This is a genomic window from Porphyromonas sp. oral taxon 279 str. F0450 (assembly GCF_000292995.1).
In the GTDB taxonomy this organism is placed as follows: domain Bacteria; phylum Bacteroidota; class Bacteroidia; order Bacteroidales; family Porphyromonadaceae; genus Porphyromonas; species Porphyromonas pasteri.
The window spans coordinates 168,092-188,476 of the sequence record NZ_ALKJ01000016.1; the positions used below are offsets into that span (position 1 = coordinate 168,092).

A 20,385-nucleotide genomic window follows, 5' to 3' on the forward strand; every position below is an offset into this window, starting at 1 on the left:
ATTCCCGAACCCCCTTTTTACTCAAAGAATCAATAGATGGCTTCCAATCCAAAATCAGGGAGAATCAACTTTGCTTCGATAAAGAACCCTCTCGTCTTCCCAGACTTCTTAGAGGTGCAGCTGAAGTCCTTCCGCGACTTCTTCCAGCTTGACACCGCTACGGAGAGCCGTAAGTCTGAGGGCCTATATCGAGTCTTCAATGAGAACTTCCCTATCGCAGATACGCGTAATAACTTCGTTCTCGAATTTCTCGATTACTATGTCGATCCTCCTAAGTACACTATCGAGGAATGCCTGAGCCGAGGTCTGACCTATAGCGTCCCCCTCAAGGCGAAGCTGAAGCTGTCTTGTACCGACCCCGACCACGAGGACTTCAGCACGGTTGTGCAGGATGTCTTCCTGGGCTACATCCCTTACATGACGGAGTCGGGTACGTTTGTCATCAATGGAGCTGAGCGCGTCGTCGTCTCGCAGCTCCATCGTTCTCCCGGGGTGTTCTTTGGCACGAGCACGCACACCAACGGCTCGCAGCTCTACTCGGCACGTATCATTCCTTTCAAGGGCTCTTGGATCGAGTTCGCTACGGACATCAACAATGTCATGTATGCCTACATTGACCGTAAGAAGAAGCTCCCTGTGACGACCCTGCTGCGTGCTATTGGCTTTGAGTCTGATAAGCAGATCCTCGATCTCTTCGATCTCTCCGAAGAGGTGAAGGTCACGCGCGCTAACCTTGAGAAGCACATCGGTCGCCGCCTTGCTGGCCGCGTCACCAAGACTTATATCGATGACCTCAGCGATGAGGATACGGGTGAAGTCGTCTCCATGGAGCGTATCACCGTCCTCGTAGAGCGTGAGGCAGAGATCACTGAAGACAACATCGACCTGATCCTTGAGTCGAGCAACAAGACGATCCTCCTTCACAAGGAGAAGACCGAGGATTCTCTTGACTTCACGCTGATCTTCAACACCCTGCAGAAGGACCCCTGTAACTCCGAGCACGACGCCCTCTACTATATCTATCGTCAGCTGCGTAATGCAGACCCTGCCGATGAGGCCAACGCTCGTGAAGTCCTCTCGAACCTCTTCTTCTCCGACAAGCGCTATGACCTCGGTGAAGTAGGCCGCTATCGCATCAATAAGAAGCTCGGTCTCGACATCGATCCCGAGGTACGTGTGCTGACCAACGAGGATATCGTGGCCATCATCAAGTACCTCATCGGGCTTGTCAACTCTAAGGAGGTCGTCGACGATATCGACCACCTCTCGAATCGTCGTGTACGTACCGTCGGTGAGCAGCTCTACAATCAGTTCGGCGTCGGTCTAGCTCGTATGGCTCGTACCGTCCGTGAGCGTATGAACGTCCGTGACAACGAAGTCTTTGTCCCTACGGATCTGATCAACGCTAAGGCGCTCTCCTCGGTCGTCAACTCATTCTTCGGTACGAACGCGCTGTCGCAGTTTATGGACCAGACGAACCCTCTGGCCGAAATCACGCACAAGCGCCGTCTCTCGGCTCTCGGTCCTGGCGGTCTCTCTCGTGAGCGTGCTGGCTTCGAGGTCCGTGACGTACACTATACCCACTACGGTCGTCTCTGTCCTATTGAGACGCCTGAAGGGCCAAACATCGGTCTGATCTCTTCGCTCTGTGTCTATGCGAAGATCAATGACCTCGGCTTCATCACGACGCCTTACCGTAGCGTCGAGAACGGGAAGGTTGACTTCTCTGATGAGGCTCTGAAGTACTATACCGCTGAGGAAGAAGAAGACCTCATCGTAGCTCAGGGGAATGCTCCTCTGGATGATGAAGGTAACTTCCTCCGCGACGCTGTCAAGGCACGTAAGGAGGCTGACTTCCCTGTCGTGACGCCCGCTGAAGTTCAGCTCATGGACGTTGCACCTACGCAGATCGCCTCTATCGCTGCTTCGCTCATTCCCTTCCTGGAGCACGACGATGCTAACCGTGCGCTCATGGGATCGAACATGATGCGTCAGGCTGTACCTCTCCTCCGTCCCGAAGCTCCTATCGTCGGTACGGGTATCGAGGCTCAGCTGGTACGTGACTCTCGTACGCAGATCGTAGCAGAGCGCGCTGGTGAAGTAGTCTTCGTCGACGCTACCTCTATCAAGATCCGCTACGACCGCACGGATGACGAGCTCTTCGTAAGCTTCGAAGATCCTATCACGACCTACAGCCTGCCTAAGTTCCGCAAGACGAACCAGAGCACCACGATCGACCTTCGTCCTATCTGCTTCAAGGGGCAGCGTGTCGAGGCCGGTGATGTCCTCACCGAAGGGTACTCTACCCAGGCTGGTGAGCTTGCTCTCGGTCGTAACGTCCAGGTCGCTTACATGCCTTGGAAGGGTTACAACTATGAGGATGCTATCGTGCTGAACGAACGCCTCGTCCGTGAGGACTTCTTCACCTCTGTCCACGTCGACGAGTATACGCTCGAGGTCCGTGAGACGAAGCGCGGTCTCGAAGAGCTGACCAGCGATATCCCCAACGTCAGCGATGACGCTACGAAGAACCTCGATGAGAACGGTATCATCCGTGTCGGGGCTCGCGTCGAGCCAGGTGATATCCTGATCGGTAAGATCACGCCTAAGGGTGAGTCGGATCCCACGCCAGAAGAAAAGCTCCTCCGTGCTATCTTTGGTGATAAGGCTGGTGACGTGAAGGATGCTTCACTCAAGGCTACGCCCTCACTGCGTGGTGTCATCGTCGATACGAAGCTCTACTCTAAGGCTGCTAAGAAGAATCGCTCCGAGCTGAAGGATGCTGTCCTGGCCCTCGAAGAGAAGGCAGAGCGCAAGCAGGCTGAGCTCCGTGAGCTCTTCATCGACAAGCTCTTCAAGCTGACCTCAGGCAAGACCTGTAAGAACAGCGTGAAGGACTTCCTCGGTGTCGAGAAGATTCGCAAGGGTGCTAAGTTCACCCGCACTGAGCTCGAGGCTCTGAACTACAACGAGATCATCTTCTCGGGGTGGACGGGCAACGAGCACACGGATAAGCTCATCACGGAGGTGATCTCCAACTATCTCAAGAAGTCTAAGGAATACGAGTCAGATCTCCGTCGTAAGAAGCTCGACGAGACCATGGGTGATGAACTGCCCTCCGGTATCATCCAGATGGCCAAGGTCTACATCGCTAAGAAGCGTAAGATCCAGGTCGGTGATAAGATGGCAGGTCGTCACGGTAACAAGGGTATCGTCTCTAAGGTCGTCCGCCAGGAGGATATGCCCTTCCTCGCAGATGGTACGCCTGTCGACCTCTGTCTGAACCCCCTCGGTGTGCCTTCACGAATGAACCTCGGTCAGATCTTCGAGGCTGTCCTTGCTTGGGCTGGCCGTCGTCTTGACTGCAAGTTCGCTACGCCTATCTTCGACGGTGCTTCGCTTGATGATATGCACGCATGGACGGATAAGGCTGGGCTTCCTCGCAATGGTAAGACCTACCTCTTCGACGGTGGTACGGGTGAGCAGTTCGACCAGCCCGCTACGGTCGGTGTGACCTACTTCCTCAAGCTCGGTCACATGGTCGATGACAAGATGCACGCTCGCTCCATCGGTCCTTACTCGCTCATCACGCAGCAGCCACTCGGTGGTAAGGCTCAGCACGGTGGTCAGCGCTTCGGGGAGATGGAAGTCTGGGCTCTCGAAGCCTTCGGTGCTTCGCACATCCTCCAGGAGATCCTCACCATCAAGTCTGACGACGTCCACGGGCGCTCGAAGGCTTACGAAGCGATCGTCAAGGGTGATCCCATGCCTACGCCTGGTATCCCTGAGTCGCTCAACGTACTGCTCAACGAGCTTAAGGGCTTAGGTCTAAGCTTCTCCCTCGAATAAGATCCGCATTATTTCCCTTTCTATTATGGCTTTCAAGAAAGACAATAAGATAAAGAGCAACTTCTCACAGATCCGGATTTCTCTTGCCTCCCCTGAGGAGATCTTAGAGAACTCCAGCGGCGAAGTGCTGAAGCCCGAGACCGTCAACTACCGTACCTACAAGCCCGAGCGTGATGGGCTCTTCTGTGAGCGCATCTTCGGTCCCGTCAAGGACTTCGAGTGCCACTGTGGTAAGTACAAGCGTATCCGCTATCGCGGTATCGTCTGCGACCGATGCGGTGTCGAGGTCACGGAGAAGAAGGTACGCCGTGAGCGTATGGGGCATATCAAGCTGGAGGTGCCCATCGCACACGTCTGGTACTTCCGCTCACTCCCCAACAAGATGGGCTACCTCCTTGGTCTCTCTACCAAGAAGCTCGAGTCTATCATCTACTACGAGCGCTACGTCCTCATCCAGGGTGGTGTGCTCCAGTCTCGCATCAATGATGACCTGACGAAGGAGACCGCCGCTAAGTCGCTCGACAAGGATCCCAATCCTGTCTTCACCGAAGAGCAGTACCTCGACTACCTTGATTACCTCGATCAGGAATATCCAGGTAATGCACAGCTCGAAGACTCGGATCCCGAGAAGTTCATCTGTAAGACGGGTGCTGAGGCGATCTACGATATGCTCGCTCGCCTCGACCTCGATGCTCTGTCCTATGAGCTGCGCCACCGCGCCAGCACCGACGGCTCACAGCAGCGTAAGAACGAAGCCCTCAAGCGCCTTCAGGTCGTAGAGAGCTTCCGCGCCTCCAAGAATGTCAACCGCCCCGAGTGGATGATCATGAAGGTGCTGCCCGTCATCCCACCCGATCTCCGTCCGCTCGTACCTCTGGATGGGGGACGCTTCGCTACGTCTGACCTCAACGACCTCTATCGTCGTGTGATCATCCGTAACAATCGTCTGAAGCGTATGATCGAGATCAAGGCTCCTGAGGTCATCCTGCGCAACGAAAAGCGTATGCTCCAGGAGGCTGTCGACTCCCTCTTCGACAACTCGCGTAAGTCAAGCGCTGTACGCTCCGACAACAACCGTCCGCTCAAGTCCCTCTCCGATAGCCTCAAGGGTAAGCAGGGTCGCTTCCGTCAGAACCTCCTCGGTAAGCGTGTCGACTACTCTGCCCGTTCGGTTATCGTCGTCGGCCCTGAGCTGAAGATGCACGAGTGCGGTCTGCCTAAGTACATGGCCGCTGAGCTCTACAAGCCCTTCGTCATCCGTAAGCTCATTGAGCGCGGTATCGTCAAGACGGTCAAGAGCGCGAAGAAGATCGTAGACCGCAAGGATCCCGTCGTATGGGATATCCTCGAGCACGTCATGAAGGGCCACCCCGTCCTCCTGAACCGTGCTCCTACACTTCACCGTCTCGGTATCCAGGCCTTCCAGCCTAAGATGATCGAGGGTAAGGCTATCCAGCTCCATCCGCTGTCCTGTACCGCCTTCAACGCGGACTTCGACGGTGACCAGATGGCTGTCCACCTCCCTCTCGGCAACGAAGCTATTCTCGAAGCGCAGATGCTCATGCTCGCTTCGCACAATATTCTCAACCCCGCCAATGGTGCGCCTATCACCGTTCCTTCGCAGGACATGGTGCTCGGTCTGTACTACATCACCAAGCTCCGTCCAGGTGCTAAGGGTGACGGCTACACCTTCTACGGTGTCGAGGAAGCTACCATCGCTTATAACGAAGGTAAGATCGACCTCCACGCTCCTATCAAGGTCTACGTCGACGACGTCAAGGATGGCGAACCCATCCGTCATATGGTCGACACCTCTATGGGTCGTCTGCTCGTCAATGAGTACGTACCTAAGGAAGTGGGCTACGTCAATGAAGTCCTCGGTAAGAAGAGCCTGCGTGACATCATCGGCCGCGTGATCAAGGTCTGTGGTGTGGCTATCACGGCACAGTTCCTCGATGATATCAAGAACCTCGGGTACTACATGGCCTTCAAGGGCGGTCTCTCCTTCAACCTCGGTGACGTCATCATCCCCGAAGAGAAGGCTAAGCTCATCGCTGAGGGTTACGAAGCTGTCGAAGAGATCATGATGAACTATAGCGGCGGGTTCATTACGAACAACGAGCGCTACAATCAGATCATCGACACGTGGACGCACGTCAATAGCCAGCTCACGGGTATCCTGATGAAGCACCTGAGCGAAGACAACCAGGGCTTCAACTCCGTCTTCATGATGATGGACTCTGGTGCTCGTGGTTCGAAGGAGCAGATCCGTCAGCTCTCCGGTATCCGTGGTCTGATGGCTAAGCCTCAGAAGAGCGGTAGTGAGGGCGGGCAGATTATTGAGAACCCAATTCTCTCGAACTTCAAGGAGGGGCTCTCCGTGCTCGAGTACTTCATCTCTACCCACGGTGCTCGTAAGGGTCTTGCTGATACGGCTCTGAAGACGGCTGACGCTGGTTACCTCACGCGTCGTCTCGTAGACGTCTCGCAGGATGTCATCGTCACCGAAGAAGACTGCGGTACGCTCCGTGGTCTCGTGGCTACCGAGCTCACCAAGGAAGACAACGACGACGAAGTAGTAGCTACCCTCTATGAGCGCATCCTCGGTCGTGTCTCTGTACACGATGTGATCCATCCTTCTACGGGTGAAGTCCTCGTCCGCGCTGGCGAAGAGATCCGCGAAGCTGCTGCTGAGCGCATCCAGGCATCGCCCATCGAGCAGGTCGAGATCCGCTCGGTACTCACCTGTGAGTCTAAGAAGGGTGTCTGCGCTAAGTGCTACGGCCGTAACCTCGCTACGAACATCCTCGTCCAGAAGGGTGAGGTCGTCGGGGTCATCGCTGCTCAGTCTATCGGTGAGCCTGGTACACAGCTGACGCTCCGTACCTTCCACGTCGGGGGGGTAGCTTCGAACGTCGCTACGCGCAATAGTGTCGCTGCTAAGTACGATGGTATCGTCACCTTCGATGACCTGCGTGTCGCCGAAGTGGCTTCCGAAGATGGTGGCAAGCCCGTCAACATCGTCGTCAGCCGTATGACCGAGCTGAAGATCTCCGATAAGAATACGAAGATCGTCCTCCGCTCTGTCAAGGTGCCTTACGGTGCTAAGCTCTTCTTCGCTGAAGGTGAAGAGGTCAAGAAGGGTCAGACGCTCTTCGAATTCGACCCCTTCAATGCTCTCATCATCTCCGAAGTCTCGGGTAAGGTCGTCTTCGATAACCTTATCGAAGGCTCTACCTACCGCGTCGAGTCTGACGAAGCTTCGGGTCTGAAGGAAATGATCATCACCGAATCGAAGGACCGTAACGTCGTACCTGGTATCCATATCGAGGATGCCAACGGTAACCTCCTCAAGAGCTACAACCTCCCTGTAGGTGCTCACGTCGTCCAGGAGAACCACTCCGAGATCCACGTCGGGGAGACGCTCGCTAAGATCCCTCGCTCGATGAGCAAGGCTGGTGACATCACCGGTGGTCTGCCTCGTGTCACGGAGCTCTTCGAAGCACGTAACCCATCTAACCCTGCTGTCGTAGCAGAAGTCGATGGTGTCGTCTCCTTCGGTAAGAGCCTCAAGCGTGGTAATCGTGAGGTCATCGTCACCACCAAGCTCGGCGCAGAGCGTAAGTACCTCGTACCTACCTCTAAGCAGATCCTCGTGCAGGAGGGTGACTCGGTCTACGCTGGTATGCCTCTCTCTGATGGTGCTATCACGCCTACCGATATCCTCGAGATCAAGGGCCCCACGGCTGTCCAGGAATACATCGTCAACGAAGTCCAGGACGTCTACCGCCTGCAGGGTGTGAAGATCAATGACAAGCACTTCGAGGTCATCGTCCGCCAGATGATGCGCAAGGTAGAGATCCTCGATCCAGGGGATACGCTCTTCCTCGAGCAGCAGGTCGTCGATAAGCTTGAGGTCATGGATGAGAACGACCGCCTCTGGGGTAAGGTCGTCGTCGTCGACGCTGGCGACTCCGAGACCCTCAGCCCAGGGCAGATCGTTACGCTCCGCAAGCTGCGTGATGAGAACAGCCAGCTGAAGCGCCGTGACCTACGTACCGTAGAGGTCCGCGAAGCTAAGCCCGCGACGGCTCGCCAGATCCTCCAGGGGATCACCCGCGCCGCTCTGCAGACGAAGAGCTTCATGTCGGCTGCTTCCTTCCAGGAAACGACGAAGGTCCTCAACGATGCTGCTATCAATGGTAAGGTCGATACGCTCGAAGGCCTCAAGGAGAACGTCATCTGTGGTCACCTCATCCCCGCTGGTACGGGTCTGCGTGAGTACAAGCGTCTCGTGGTCATGCCTGTGAGCGAACACGAACAGGCACTCGCTGCCTCCTCTGGTCTCGACCTCGAAGGTGACATCAGCATCGCTGGCTAAGCCCTCCTCCCTATAACATCTGCCCCGCCCGCAAGAGCCTTGCTCCTGCGGGCGGGACCTTTTTGTACCCATACTGATGGGGGCTTCTTTTTCGGGGGGAGTAGCCCCATTTTTAGCGGTGGTGTGTGGTTTATTTATAGGAAGATAGAGGCGGCCTTTGGAGGGGCGATTTGAACCGATATGAGACGGTTGCCGCGAGTCCTGCCCTCTATTTAGTGTGCTAAGGTATCGCATTCACAGTTCCCCGATATGCCCCCCCCGAAGTAGTCAAGCAAGTCCTTCGCCTTATCGCGCGTATTCCTCTTATCCAGCGGAGGGGAAAGTGTCCTTCTCATGAGGGAAAAAGCGCTTTCACGTAGTGGTTTTTCTCTATCTATGTACGTCGTCTTAAAGCCCAGGTGCGTAAATCCAAATATCCACGTACGTAGATATTAGAGCCACGTACGTAGCCCAAACTTATCTGCTACTCGTCCGCAACTTTTATCCCTACTCGTAGCAACAACCTACTCCTATATAGGCCGCTTTATACGGCGGGGAAGGGGGGGATTCTTTTTCCCGTGTGTCACCATTATCCCTCGGACGGATATGGCGGGAGGGGGTATGAGACTCTCGTGCTTTGTGCCTCTCTAAGTGTGTAGCTACGCGCTCTCAGGTGACCTTCTTGCCGAAGGGTTCGCCTCTCTTATTGATGGAGTATAGTGAGCTTTCATAGGGTGAGGCTTTCGAAGTAATAGTATTTCGTGTGCAAACCACTACTGGTTTGTACTCGGAGCAATAGTTGTTTGTACCTCACACCACTATTGCTTTTTGCACGGAGCAATAGTGGTTCATACCACCGACCACTACTGCTTTGCACGCCTTGCACGTTCTGGTATCTTCAGCTCGGCGTGATGAAGCTTGCTCCGCCTTTTAGAGGGTGATACTTCGAGGGGATGCGGGCTGTATCGCTACTTCTACAGAGGTACCCGCCCAGTGTTTGGACGAGATGGAGTGAGTCGTGCACGGCGTCTCTTGTTTTTTTGTATCTTTGTGCGCTGTTTATCAAATAGTACCCAGCGAGTCTATGAGGATCGACAGAGTCTTATCGCCCAGTACTGGGAGAGTAGTGTGCGCTTTGCCTGTGTCCCATAGTTATAGGGTAAGGCCACGAGAAGACCTGTCGCTATAAGTAGAATCGCTATTCGTCGAATCATTAACAACAAGACAGAAGGAATGGACACTTTAAGTTTCAAGACCGTCTCTGCCAACAAGGCGACCGTCACCAAGGAGTGGGTCGTCGTGGACGCAGCAGGAGAGAGCTTGGGTCGTGTATGCTCCAAGATCGCTAAGCTCCTTCGCGGTAAGTACAAGCCCAACTTCACGCCCCACGTAGACTGCGGGGACAACGTGATCGTAATCAACGCCGACAAGGTAGTCCTCACTGGTAAGAAGTGGGATGACCGCGTCTATCTTAAGTTCTCTGGCTACCCCGGTGGGCAGCGTCAGTTCAGCCCCCGCTTCCTGCAGGCTAAGGGCTCTGACCGCCTCTTCCGCAAGGTCGTCAAGGGTATGCTCCCCAAGAACCGTCTCGGTGCTGCTATCCTGGCTAACCTCTACGTCTATGACGGCGCAGAGCACAAGCACGAAGCCCAGCAGCCTCGTCTCGTCGATCTCTCCAAGCTCAAGTAATATATACCAGGACGTATGGAATTCATCAATGCCATTGGCCGTCGTAAGGCCGCAGTAGCCCGCGTATATGTAGCAGCAGGTAGCGGGAAGATCACGATCAACAAGCGTGATATCGCTGCATACTTCCCCTCTTCGATCCTCCAGTATATCGTACGCCAGCCCCTGGCTACTCTGGATGCCGTAGAGAAGTATGACATCAAGATCAACCTCAAGGGTGGGGGCTTCAAGGGACAGAGCGAAGCAGCTCGTCTTGCGATCGCTCGTGCTCTCGTCAAGATCAACGAAGAAGACAAGCCAGCCCTGCGCGCAGAAGGCTTCCTTACTCGCGACTCTCGTGTCGTCGAGCGTAAGAAGCCAGGTCGCCCCAAGGCACGCAAGCGCTTCCAGTTCAGCAAGCGTTAATATCCCTCATCTCAGGCTTGTGGCCTGAGGGGTGTTATTTCGCGTTTAGTATCTAAATTGCTTAGAGCTATGGGAGTCTTCTCCCTGGAGTAAGACTTCCGTCCTACCAAGCAGTTGAAAGTAATTCTGTTACACTTTATAGAACGTAAACGAAATCATGTCAAGAGTTTCATTTGACCAACTCATAGAAGCAGGTGCCCACTTCGGTCACCTCACCCGTAAGTGGAATGCAGCTATGGCTCCATATATCTTCATGGAGCGTAACGACATCCACATCATCGACCTTCACAAGACTGTTGTTAAGGTCGACGAAGCAGCAGAAGTCGCCAAGGGCCTGGCAAAGGCTGGCAAGAAGATCCTCTTCGTAGCTACGAAGAAGCAGCTCAAGGGCGCTGTCGCTGAGCTGGCTAAGGCTGTAGGTATGCCTTATGTCACGGAGCGCTGGCCCGGTGGTATGCTTACCAACTTCGCTACGATCCGCAAGGCCGTCAAGAAGATGACCGAGATCGATAAGATGACTGCTGATGGTACGTTTGATAACCTCTCCAAGCGCGAGAAGCTCCAGATCTCTCGTCAGCGTGCTAAGCTCGAGCTTACGCTCGGCTCTATCGCTGATATGAACAAGCTGCCTAACGCCCTCTTCGTCGTAGACGTAATGAAGGAGCACATCGCAGTAGCTGAAGCTCAGCGCCTCGGTATCCCCGTCTTCGCTATTGTGGACACCAATAGCGATCCCTCTAATGTCGACTACGTCATCCCTGCTAACGACGACTCTACGGCTGCCGTAGAAGTCATCGTCTCGGCTATCTGTGGCGCTATCTCCGAAGGTCTGCAGGAACGCAAGGCCGAAGGTAAGGGCCAGGAAAAGGGCGAAGGCGAAGGTGGCGCTAAGCTCGTACAGAAGGGTAGCCGTACCCGCCGCAAGGCTGAGGCTACCTCCGAAGAAGCTTAAGCTCTCCGCCTGAGACGACCCTGTCGACTCCCTGACGGGAGCGATATACAGTAAGATAAGTCCGAGGATGAGCCGTCTAACCCGCTCGTCCTCGGGTCTTATCTGCCAATCACAAGAACTCTAACTCAATACAAGATACCATCATGAGTAAATTGTTGGAAGACATCAAGAAGCTCCGCGCCCTCACCGGTGCTGGTCTCACCGATGTTAAGAAGGCTATCGAAGAAGCTGCTGGCGACCTCGACAAGGCTATCGAACTCATCCGTAAGCGTGGTCAGGCTATCGCTGCTAAGCGTGGCGACCACGAAGCCGAAGAAGGCTGCATCCTCGCTGCTCACGAAGGCGACTATGCTGTCATGGTAGGCGTCAAGTGCGAAACGGACTTCGTCGCTAAGAACGAAGACTTCATCAAGCTCGTCTCCTCTATCCTCGAAGTAGCTAAGGCTAAGAAGGGCGCTTCAAAGGAAGAAATCCTCGCTGCTCCTATGGCTGACGGCCGTAGCGTACAGGACCACATCACCGAGCGCAGCGGTGTCTCTGGTGAAAAGATGGAGCTCGGTGTATACGAGTTCGTCCAGGGCGCTTTCACGACCTCTTACATCCACCCAGGGAACATGCTCGCTACGATCGTAGCCTTCAACGAAGCTACTGACGCTCAGGTCGCTCGCGACGTGGCTATGCAGATCGCTGCTATGGCTCCCGTCGGCATCACCGAAGAAGACGTCCCCGCTGATGTCAAGGAGCGTGAGCTCAACCTCGCTCGCGAAAAGGCTCGCGAAGCTGGTAAGCCCGAGAATCTCGTCGACCACATCGCACAGGGTGCCCTGAAGAAGTACTACAAGGAAAATACCCTCCTTGATCAGCTCTTCGTCAAGGACAACAAGCTGACCATCGCTCAGTACCTCCAGGCTCAGAGCAAGAGCCTCACGGTGACTGCCTTCAAGCGTGTGACGCTAAAAGCGGAATAATCTCAAGTACTACGCTTGCCCGCTTAGGGCAGGTCTGCCTGGCCCCCTAACGCACCTGCGGTAGGGGGTCAGTGCTTTTGTCACCTTTTTCCTATACGTTCCGATGCTTCGTTATCGCCTTTACTTCGTCGGGCTCTACCTCTGTGCCCTCCTCTATATCGCTGCTGGGATCAATCACTTCGTGAATGCCGAGATGTACCTACGCACGATGCCACCCTACCTACCCGCTCACGAAGCGCTCGTTGCCCTGAGTGGTATCATCGAGATCGTGCTGGGGGTGGCTCTTGTCCTTCGCCCGAAGACTCGCCTGCGTGTGTGGGCTGCGTGGGGTATTGTCCTCCTGCTTATCGCGGTCTTCCCTGCGAATGTCCAGACCTACCTCAATATGAAGGCCACGGCGGATCCCCGTCTGACCTTCGCCTTGGTGCGTCTGCCACTTCAGCTCCCTCTCATCGCTTGGGCTTGGGCCTATACGCGCCCGATGCCTCAGCGCCCCAAGAGCCGATAACTCCGCCCGAAGCCGCCCGCCCGTCCCTCTCCTTTCGCCATGCGCAAGATCATACACATCGATATGGATGCCTTCTACGCCTCAGTAGAGCAGCACGACCATCCCGAGCTTCGGGGGCTGCCTATTGCCGTGGGTGGAGCGGAGTCGCGTGGGGTGGTCTGTGCTGCTAGCTACGAAGCTCGGCGCTTCGGGGTGCGCTCGGCGATGCCTGGGGCGAAGGCACGCAAGCTCTGCCCGCAACTCATCTTTGTGCCGGTGAACTTCGATCGCTACCGCGAAGTCTCGCGAGCCATTCACGGCATCTTCCGCGACTACACCGATATCATCGAGCCGATTTCCCTCGATGAGGCGTTCCTCGATGTGACGGAGAACAAGGTCGGGGAGCCTATGGCCGTAGAGATAGCCCGTGAGATCCGTCGCCGCATCCGTGAGGAGCTGGGGCTGACGGCTTCGGCGGGTGTGTCGTATAATAAGTTCCTCGCGAAGATTGCTTCCGACGCGCGCAAGCCCGACGGGCTCTGCACGATCCATCCGTCGCAAGCGCTGGACTTCATCGCCGAGCTTCCTGTCGAAGCCTTCTGGGGGGTAGGGCGTGCTACGGCTGAGCGTATGCACCTCTTGGGTATCCGCACGGGGGCGGACCTCCGAGAGCGAAGCCTCGAGCAGCTGACCCGTCACTTCGGTAAGGCGGGGCGTGTCTTCTATGACTTCGCTCGTGGGGTAGATGAGCGCCCCGTCATCTACGAATGGGTACGTAAGAGCCTCGGCTGTGAGCGCACCTTCGAGGAGAATAGTGCCGAGCCCCTCGTCGTCGAAGCCCACCTCCGTGAGGTGGTCGAGGAGCTGGATGGGCGTCTACAGCGCCGTCAGTTCTCGGGGCGCACGCTCACACTGCGGGTGAAGTTCGCCGACTTCTCCGTTCTCTCCCGCTCGGCTTCCTTCCCCGAAGCCTTCTCTTCGCTCGAGCTACTTCTGCAGCGTGGCTTGGAGCTTCTTCGCGCGCTTGATTATGCTGACCGTCCCATCCGCCTCTTGGGGCTCTCCCTCTCGCATCCGCCCGAGGAGCTTCGCCCGGGGATGTGGGTGCAGCAGTGGCTGCCCTTTGCCGAAGACGAGGAGTAGCCAGCTCGCTGATGTACGACTACGGGCGAGTGGGGCGTTTTCATAGTGGTCCGCCCGTAGACCACTATTAGGTTCAGATGAAGGGGACCTACGGGGTGGTCTTGCTCCGTGGTGGATCGTATGCGGATAGTTGGCTAAGTCGCTCTATACAGGCATGGTGGCGACTGCCGCTATCTGCAGGATATACGCCGATGCCTTCCCGCCTGCTGTGCTTGGGAGTCGGGAAGTCAGGAGGCGTAAGGTTTTGATGGGGTGGGGGGAGCAAATAAATTAAGCTGGTACCCTGCCTTAGATAAATAATCGTACCTTTGCGAAGGAACCCTACGACAGCGATCGGCTGGAGTAGGGTTCACTATTGTTTTTACTTGCGGTCAAGGCCGCACAAAAATTAGGCAGGAGTCTATGACTCCCCAACTACGACTATGGCATATAACTATATGACACAAGCCGGCTATGACAAGCTCATAGCTGAGATCAACGAACTCGAATCCGTTCACCGCCCCGAGATCTCTCGTCAGATCGCCGAGGCGCGCGATAAGGGTGACCTCTCGGAAAACGCCGAGTACGACGCCGCCAAGGAAGCTCAGGGCCTCCTCGAAGGGAAGATCGCTCAGCTCAAGGCACAGGTTGCTAACGCTCGTATCATCGACGAGTCGAAGATCTCTACCGATAGCATCCAGATCCTGAGCAAGGTCACCATCCGCAATACCAAGACGGGTGCTGAGCTGACCTATACGCTGGTCTCTGACACCGAGGCGAACCTCAAGGAGAAGAAGATCTCCGTCAACACCCCCATCGCCAAGGGCCTCATGGGCCGCAAAGTCGGTGATGTCGTCGAGGTCCAGACGCCTGGTGGCCTCCTGAACTTTGAGATCCTCAATATCTCGATCTAATCTCGTTTTGCTCCATGGCTACGCTCTTCACACGCATCATCGAGGGGGAGATCCCTTCGTATCGAGTCGCCGAGGACGCTGAGTTCTACGCCTTCCTCGACATCAACCCCGTACAGCCCGGTCACACGCTCGTCGTACCTCGCCAGGAGGTCGACTACGTCTTCGATATCGAGGATGACCTGCTTGGGCGCATGATGGTCTTCGCTAAGCAGGTCGCCCGTCAGATCCAGACGGTGACGAAGTGCCGTAAGGTCGCTGTCCTCGTCCTCGGACTTGAGGTCAACCACGCGCACATCCACCTCGTGCCCATCAATGCTGAGGGAGATATTGACTTGAAGAAGAAGCTCCAGCTCCCTGCCGAAGAGATGGAGCGTATCGCCCGTGAGCTGCGTGAAGCAGCCCCAGCGAAGTAACACCGATACATATATAATTAAGGAGTAGCATTATGCCCATTGCTATCGTAGGGATAGGCTATGTCGGACTGGTCAGCGCAGCTTGCTTCGCTGACCTCGGTGTAGAAGTCTACTGTGTAGATGTCGATGAGGCGAAGATCCAGCGCCTGCGTGATGGGGAGATACCCATCTATGAGCCGGGTCTGGACGCCCTTGTGCGTCGTGGAGTGGAGGCTGGACGCCTACACTTCTCTACCTCTATCGCCGAAGTCCTGCCCCATGTCGAGATTATCTTCAGTGCTGTCGGTACGCCCCCAGACGAAGATGGCTCGGCCGACCTGCGCCACGTCCTCTCCGTAGCTCGTGCTATCGGTGAGGCGATGACGGACTATTGTCTCGTCGTCACCAAGAGCACCGTGCCCGTAGGTACCTACCTCAAGGTCCGTGAGACGATCGAGGCGGCACAGCGTGAGCGTGGCGTGTCCATTCCCTTCGACGTCGCTTCGAACCCTGAGTTCCTCAAGGAGGGCAACGCTATCGAGGACTTCATGCGCCCCGACCGTGTCGTCGTCGGTGTCGATAGCGACCGTGCCCGTGAGCTGATGACGCGCCTCTACAAGCCCATCCTTCTCAATAACTTCCGCGTCATCTTCATGGATATCGCCTCGGCAGAGATCACGAAGTACGCGGCCAACGCTATGCTCGCTACACGCATCAGCTTCATGAATGAGGTGGCGAACCTCTGCGAAGCCGTCGGTGCCAACGTCTCCATGGTGCGCCAGGGTATCGGTAGTGATGCCCGTATCGGGAGTAAGTTCCTCTACTCGGGCTGTGGCTATGGAGGCTCTTGCTTCCCCAAGGATGTGCAAGCCTTCATCCGCACAGCGAAGGAGTATGGCCGTCCTATGCGCGTCCTCGAAGCTGTCGAAGCTGTGAACGAAGCGCAGAAGCACGTGCTCTTCGAGAAGTTCTCCCGCTACTTCGGTGGTGATCTGAAGGGTCGTCGTGTCGCTGTCTGGGGCTTGGCCTTCAAGCCTGAGACGGACGATATGCGTGAGGCGCCTTCGCTCGTCCTTATCAACTCCCTCCTCGAGGCTGGCTGTGAGGTCGCTGTCTATGACCCGATCGCCATGCCTGAGGCCCGCCGTCGTCTCGGCGACCGCGTCCGCTACGCACGTGATGTCTACGACTCCACACTCGATGTCGATGCGATCTTCCACGTCACCGAATGGAAGGCATTCCGTATGCCTGCTTGGGAAGTCCTTCACCGCTCGGTGAAGACTCCGCTACTCATCGACGGACGCAACGTCTTCGATACCGACCCCGTCGAGGCCGGCTTCACCCTCCTTCAGATAGGGCAGTAGCCTGCCCGCCCCGTCCCCCTATGCTGGGTGTCCGTACACCTGACATAGGGGGATCTTTTACTCCCTCATCCCCTTTCCTACTTCTATTCTCTAAGCAAAGCGTATGATTTCAGTCGATGCCCTCACTGTCGAGATCGGTGGGGCACCCCTTTTCTCAGATATTTCCTTCGTCATCAACCCCAAGGACCGCATCGCCCTTATGGGGAAGAATGGTGCCGGTAAGAGCACCCTGATGAAGATCCTCAGCGGTACGCGTGAGGCGACCCGCGGTAAGGTCAACGTCCCCTCGGGTGTGCAGGTGGCCTACCTTCCCCAGCACCTCCTCACCGAAGACGGGCGCACCGTCTTCGAGGAAGCTGAGCAAGCCTTCAGCAACATCCACCAGATGGCAGCCCGTATGGAGGAGCTCAACGAAGCCCTCAATACCCGCACCGACTACGATAGCCCTGAGTATATGGCGATCATCGAGGAGGTGTCTGCACTGGGTGAGAAGTACTACGCTATCGAAGAGATCAACTATGACAAGGCTATCGAGCTGACGCTCCTCGGTCTTGGCTTCAAGCGAAGCGACTTCACGCGCCAGACGAGCGAGTTCAGTGGGGGCTGGCGTATGCGTATCGAGCTGGCAAAGCTCCTCCTGCAGAAGCCCGATGTCCTCCTCCTCGACGAGCCGACGAACCACCTCGACATCGAGTCGATCCAGTGGCTTGAGGACTTCCTCATCGAGACGGGGCAGACAGTCGTAGTCATCAGCCACGACCGTGCCTTCGTTGACCACATCACCACGCGTACCCTCGAGATCACTATGGGTCGACTCTACGACTACAAGGTGAACTACTCCGAGTACCAGCGCCTGCGTGCCGAGCGTCGCGAGCAGCAGATGAAGGCCTACGAGGAGCAGCAGAAGTTCATCGCCGAGACGACTGACTTCATTGAGCGTTTCAAGGGTACATACTCCAAGACCAACCAGGTGCAGAGCCGTGTGCGTATGCTTGAGAAGCTCGAGCTGGTCGAGGTCGACGAGATCGATACCTCCGCTATCCGACTGCGCTTCCCACCTGCCCCACGCTCGGGCAACTATCCCGTGCAGATGGAGGGTGTCGGCAAGGCCTTTGGCGATAAGTGTATCTTCTCGGATGTCAACCTGATGATCGAGCGTGGCGACAAGATTGCCTTCGTCGGGAAGAATGGGGAAGGGAAGAGTACCCTCGTGCGCTGCATCATGAAGGAGCTGGAGCACGAAGGTGTCCTCACGCTCGGCCATAATGTCCAGATCGGCTACTTCGCCCAGAATCAGGCGGCCATCGAGGATGAGACGCGCACCGTCTTCCAGACTATCGACGATGTAGCCGAGGGCGAGATCCGCACGAAGATCAAGGACCTCCTCGGTGCCTTCATGTTCGGTGGCGAAGCTTCGACGAAGAAGGTCAAGGTCCTCAGCGGTGGTGAGCGCACGCGCTTGGCACTCCTCAAGCTCCTCCTCGAGCCATACAACCTGCTGATCCTCGACGAACCGACGAACCACCTCGACATGAAGACGAAGGAAGTGCTCAAGCAAGCCCTCCTCAACTATGATGGCACACTCATCCTCGTCTCCCACGACCGTGACTTCCTTGACGGCCTCGTGAGCAAGGTCTATGAGTTCGGGGGTGGTAAGGTCACCGAGCACCTCGAAGGTATCTACGAATTCATGCAGCGCAAGAAGCTCGAGAATCTCAAGGAGCTGGAGCGCTCCGCCTCCTAATCTCTCTCCTTATATATTAGGTAGCAAACACGCCGTCCGCCTATCCCCTCTGTGGGGTAGGCGGACGGTGTGTTTATAGGGTGGTGAAAACGACCAGTACTGGTTGCTTTTTCTCTTTGGAAGGGGTAGCGGGAAGGCTACCTTTAGTAGGGTGGTGTGAAGCTATATTGGTCGGCGGGCGAAGCTATATAGGTCACGAAAGCAACCTATATAGGTCGGTGCTTCGACCAATATAGGTTCGCCCGCCGACCAATATAGGTTGATCGCACCCCCTTCTATATATATTGAGTGGGGTAGGAGAGTATACGGGAGCTTTTCCCTTCCCGCGCGCCTTTCACCCCCAGCCAATGCTACGCCTCCCTATATCGCTACACAACCGCCCCCACTATCTTTGTGCTTCATTTCTCCTTACGGCACGCTCTTTCAGGCACAGCTTCCCTCCTTCTACCCCTACATATCCCCTCTTCTCGTGAATGAATCTGAAAAATTTTTCACCCCATGTAAGTTGCTTGCTTATGGGAAAATGAATGCAACTCAACGGGGGCTCTTGAGAAATATTTTGCGTGCAGATTTGGTTTGTATTTAGTTTTTGCTCTATCTTTGCAACCGCAAACGAGAAACGAACCGCCTCGAAGACGAGCTGACCCGAGCGAGGGTAGCTGAGGAAGGGGAGGCAGACATTAGCGACGACAATATAAGTAAGGTGACTTGCTTATGATTGACTTACAGAGGTGTCACAAGGTTTACACCAGCGGCCCTCTTAGCGATCATTGACATACTTGATAAAAACAAACGAGAAAACAACGTAGAGCATATATAATAAGTTAGTATACAACCTGCGTATTTCCGGTAGCAATATTGGGGTACGTTAGGCGCAAAAACAGATAAGGGCAGACGGTGGATGCCTTGGCTCTCGGAGGCGACGAAGGACGTGATAAGCTGCGATAAGCTACGGGGATTGGCACATACAAATTGATCCGTAGATTTCCGAATGGGGCAACCCGGCATGTAGAAGACATGTCACACTGCAGAGCAGTGAGCGAACGTGGGGAACTGAAACATCTAAGTACCCATAGGAGAAGAAAACAAAAGTGATTCCCTTAGTAGTGGCGAGCGAACGGGGAACAGCCCAAACCAGATTTGTTTCGGCAAAACTGGGGTTGTAGGACCTCGATATAGGAAGACAAGATTAGGAGAACGGTCTGGAAAGGCCGGCCATAGAACATGACAGCTGTGTATCCGAAAATGTTCGTTGGACTTAGAGGTATCCTGAGTAGCGCGGGACACGTGAAATCCTGTGTGAATCTGCGGGGCCCATCCCGTAAGGCTAAATACTCCCGAGAGACCGATAGTGAACCAGTACCGTGAGGGAAAGGTGAAAAGAACCTCGAACAGAGGAGTGCAATAGATCCTGAACCCGTCTGCCTACAAGCGGTAGGAGCAGCTTCGAGCTGTGACTGCGTGCCTTTTGCATAATGAACCTACGAGTTACTTTCTCTGGCAAGGTTAAGTGATGAAGAGTCACGTGAGCCGAAGCGAAAGCGAGTCTGAATAGGGCGGTTTAGTCAGAGGGAGTAGACGCGAAACCAAGTGATCTACCCTTGGTCAGGTTGAAGGTTGGGTAAAACCAACTGGAGGACCGCACCGGTAAGCGTTGAAAAGCTTTCGGATGAACTGAGGGTAGGGGTGAAAGGCTAATCAAACTTGGAGATAGCTCGTACTCCCCGAAATGCATTTAGGTGCAGCCTGTGGAGTTTCTTACGTGAGGTAGAGCGACTGATTGGATGCGAGGCTTTCACCGGCTATCAAGTCCAGACAAACTCCGAATGCACGTTAAGTAATATCCACGGAGTGAGGGCATGGGTGCTAAGGTCCATGTCCGAGAGGAGAAGAATCCAGACCATCGGCTAAGGTCCCGAAATAATAGCTAAGTTGACCAAACGAAGTCAGAGTGCGAAGACAGCTAGGATGTTGGCTTGGAAGCAGCCATTCATTTAAAGAGTGCGTAACAGCTCACTAGTCGAGTGCTTTGGCGTGGATAATAATCGGGCATAAGCTATTTACCGAAGCTGTGGGATGTGTAAACATCGGTAGGGGAGCATTCTAGCGGCGCTGAAGGTGAGAGGACAACTCTTGCTGGAG

The 20,385-nt window shown here is 55.3% G+C and carries 12 protein-coding genes and 1 rRNA gene; all 13 read left to right on the top strand.

Going from position 1 to position 20,385, the window contains the following annotated elements:
• Positions 1-36 precede the first annotated feature (36 nt).
• Positions 37-3,849, top strand: a complete 3,813-nt coding sequence (rpoB, locus tag HMPREF1323_RS03620; RefSeq protein ID WP_009432700.1) for a DNA-directed RNA polymerase subunit beta — start codon at positions 37-39, stop codon at positions 3,847-3,849.
• 25 nt (positions 3,850-3,874) lie between these two features.
• Positions 3,875-8,230 (top strand): DNA-directed RNA polymerase subunit beta', encoded by a 4,356-nt coding sequence (gene rpoC / locus HMPREF1323_RS03625; protein ID WP_009432736.1) that lies wholly within the window; start codon positions 3,875-3,877, stop codon positions 8,228-8,230.
• A gap of 1,212 nt (positions 8,231-9,442) precedes the next feature.
• Positions 9,443-9,898 carry a 50S ribosomal protein L13 gene (rplM, locus tag HMPREF1323_RS03630; RefSeq protein ID WP_009432733.1) on the top strand — a complete coding sequence of 152 codons (456 nt, stop codon included), beginning with the start codon at positions 9,443-9,445 and terminating at the stop codon, positions 9,896-9,898.
• A 15-nt stretch (positions 9,899-9,913) separates the two neighbouring features.
• Complete coding sequence (gene rpsI, locus HMPREF1323_RS03635; protein ID WP_009432809.1) at positions 9,914-10,300, top strand: 30S ribosomal protein S9; 387 nt, start codon at positions 9,914-9,916, stop codon at positions 10,298-10,300.
• A gap of 157 nt (positions 10,301-10,457) precedes the next feature.
• The gene (gene rpsB, locus HMPREF1323_RS03640) at positions 10,458-11,252 is read left to right on the top strand and encodes a 30S ribosomal protein S2 (RefSeq protein ID WP_009432742.1); all 795 of its coding nucleotides are present in this window, start codon (positions 10,458-10,460) and stop codon (positions 11,250-11,252) included.
• A 143-nt stretch (positions 11,253-11,395) separates the two neighbouring features.
• A complete protein-coding gene (tsf, locus tag HMPREF1323_RS03645) occupies positions 11,396-12,220 on the top strand; it encodes a translation elongation factor Ts (RefSeq protein WP_009432787.1) in 825 nt (274 codons plus the stop codon).
• 103 nt (positions 12,221-12,323) lie between these two features.
• The gene (locus tag HMPREF1323_RS03650) at positions 12,324-12,728 is read left to right on the top strand and encodes a DoxX family protein (protein ID WP_009432773.1); all 405 of its coding nucleotides are present in this window, start codon (positions 12,324-12,326) and stop codon (positions 12,726-12,728) included.
• A 39-nt stretch (positions 12,729-12,767) separates the two neighbouring features.
• The gene (dinB, locus tag HMPREF1323_RS03655; RefSeq protein ID WP_009432711.1) at positions 12,768-13,850 is read left to right on the top strand and encodes a DNA polymerase IV; all 1,083 of its coding nucleotides are present in this window, start codon (positions 12,768-12,770) and stop codon (positions 13,848-13,850) included.
• A gap of 422 nt (positions 13,851-14,272) precedes the next feature.
• Entirely contained in the window at positions 14,273-14,743 is a 471-nt protein-coding gene (greA, locus tag HMPREF1323_RS03660) for a transcription elongation factor GreA (RefSeq protein WP_044115645.1), read from the top strand.
• A gap of 14 nt (positions 14,744-14,757) precedes the next feature.
• Positions 14,758-15,156 carry an HIT family protein gene (locus HMPREF1323_RS03665; RefSeq protein WP_009432724.1) on the top strand — a complete coding sequence of 133 codons (399 nt, stop codon included), beginning with the start codon at positions 14,758-14,760 and terminating at the stop codon, positions 15,154-15,156.
• A 32-nt stretch (positions 15,157-15,188) separates the two neighbouring features.
• Positions 15,189-16,499 (top strand): UDP-glucose dehydrogenase family protein, encoded by a 1,311-nt coding sequence (locus HMPREF1323_RS03670; protein ID WP_009432684.1) that lies wholly within the window; start codon positions 15,189-15,191, stop codon positions 16,497-16,499.
• A 103-nt stretch (positions 16,500-16,602) separates the two neighbouring features.
• Complete coding sequence (locus HMPREF1323_RS03675) at positions 16,603-18,243, top strand: ABC-F family ATP-binding cassette domain-containing protein (RefSeq protein WP_009432759.1); 1,641 nt, start codon at positions 16,603-16,605, stop codon at positions 18,241-18,243.
• Positions 18,244-19,117: 874 nt separating this feature from the next.
• Positions 19,118-20,385 (top strand): 23S ribosomal RNA (locus HMPREF1323_RS03680); the annotation flags it as partial.

Coding starts and splice junctions, on each gene's coding strand:
- rpsI (WP_009432809.1), top strand. CDS start 9,914: ATGGAATTCATCAATGCCATTGGCCGTCGTAAGGCCGCAGTAGCCCGC.
- greA (WP_044115645.1), top strand. CDS start 14,273: ATGGCATATAACTATATGACACAAGCCGGCTATGACAAGCTCATAGCT.
- rpoB (WP_009432700.1), top strand. CDS start 37: ATGGCTTCCAATCCAAAATCAGGGAGAATCAACTTTGCTTCGATAAAG.
- HMPREF1323_RS03650 (WP_009432773.1), top strand. CDS start 12,324: ATGCTTCGTTATCGCCTTTACTTCGTCGGGCTCTACCTCTGTGCCCTC.
- rplM (WP_009432733.1), top strand. CDS start 9,443: ATGGACACTTTAAGTTTCAAGACCGTCTCTGCCAACAAGGCGACCGTC.
- HMPREF1323_RS03665 (WP_009432724.1), top strand. CDS start 14,758: ATGGCTACGCTCTTCACACGCATCATCGAGGGGGAGATCCCTTCGTAT.
- dinB (WP_009432711.1), top strand. CDS start 12,768: ATGCGCAAGATCATACACATCGATATGGATGCCTTCTACGCCTCAGTA.
- HMPREF1323_RS03675 (WP_009432759.1), top strand. CDS start 16,603: ATGATTTCAGTCGATGCCCTCACTGTCGAGATCGGTGGGGCACCCCTT.
- rpsB (WP_009432742.1), top strand. CDS start 10,458: ATGTCAAGAGTTTCATTTGACCAACTCATAGAAGCAGGTGCCCACTTC.
- rpoC (WP_009432736.1), top strand. CDS start 3,875: ATGGCTTTCAAGAAAGACAATAAGATAAAGAGCAACTTCTCACAGATC.
- tsf (WP_009432787.1), top strand. CDS start 11,396: ATGAGTAAATTGTTGGAAGACATCAAGAAGCTCCGCGCCCTCACCGGT.
- HMPREF1323_RS03670 (WP_009432684.1), top strand. CDS start 15,189: ATGCCCATTGCTATCGTAGGGATAGGCTATGTCGGACTGGTCAGCGCA.